The sequence below is a fragment of the Vibrio sp. 1249-1 genome, from assembly GCF_033340495.1.
The window spans coordinates 1-973 of record NZ_JAWOWJ010000188.1 but is presented as its reverse complement, the minus strand read 5'-3'; the positions used below and the strand labels follow the sequence as shown (position 1 = coordinate 973).

The window sequence follows — 973 nt, the reverse complement described above, 5'->3', positions numbered from 1 at the left end:
TTTGTGCATGCTCAAATCGCTCCATTGGTTTTTCAATCGGCTGAGAAAAATCATCCGTACCAATAGCCCAGTTGGGTTTGCTTAAGTGGTAAAGCGGTTTATTGATCAAACTCCATTGGCTTTGATAACACCAATATCCACTGATTTGGCTTGGATTGAGAGCAAAGCCTAAGCACTCTTTCGGTGGTATTTCATTAGAAAATGGATTGATGTAAAGTCGCCCTTGCATCAACAAGCGTTCCTTTGGAGACTGATCCAGAGGAAGCATTTGTCTAAATTCAGGCCTTTCGCTCATTTTCAATTGGTGGGAGAGCATTCTATCCAGTTTTGTATGCAATTGATCGTGCGCGTTAGGGCCATACCAAACACCTTCATGTAAAAGATAAAACTTAATCGCTACTTCCCAATGTTCTAGTTGGTCCAATGTTCTATTTTTGAGTATGAGATCTATCGCACCAATGGTTTTTCCGTCGCTATCGTTGAGTTGAATTTCTTCTGCAACAATTTCATATTGTTCTGAATTCGCAAGTGCAGCGGTACATAAATGCTGATACAAAAAACCCAGTCTCGGGTTCCCTTGGTACTCTTCAGATTCATCCAGAGGTTTAATCGATAAGTCTTCCAATGTAGCAAAAGGAGGGAGCAACTGAAAAAGAGGAGGAGAAGAGGTGATCCATTGATAAAGACGTTGCAGTTGATTCATCCTGATTCCTTAGTGATGTTGATAAAGCAGCGAGCCTCGTTATTGTAACTAAATTTGGTTAGTAGAATAGGGTAGCTAGCATCAGTGTCATAGTTCGATATACACTTTGAGGTACTCGCTCGAAATTGGAAGTGATAATGAATAATTTACAGTTAGAAAAGATTCTCAACAGCAAACTCTCGCCCGAGTTAATTAAAGATTACGCGCCAAATGGCTTACAGGTTGAAGGCTGTCCACAGATCAAGCGCGTAGTTACTGGAGTTACTGCTT

The 973-nt window shown here is 40.8% G+C and carries 1 protein-coding gene and 1 pseudogene; one reads left to right on the top strand and one right to left on the bottom strand.

Annotated features, from left to right (window positions below; all coding sequences use genetic code 11):
- Nucleotides 1–703, bottom strand: a 703-nt coding sequence (locus R7Z50_RS25140) for a DUF1853 family protein (RefSeq protein WP_318149440.1), incomplete at its 3' end; no start/stop codon positions are given.
- A gap of 137 nt (nt 704–840) precedes the next feature.
- On the opposite strand from R7Z50_RS25140, the pseudogene R7Z50_RS25135 reads away from it, so the two are divergent.
- Nucleotides 841–973, top strand: a pseudogene (locus tag R7Z50_RS25135) (Nif3-like dinuclear metal center protein); the annotation flags it as partial.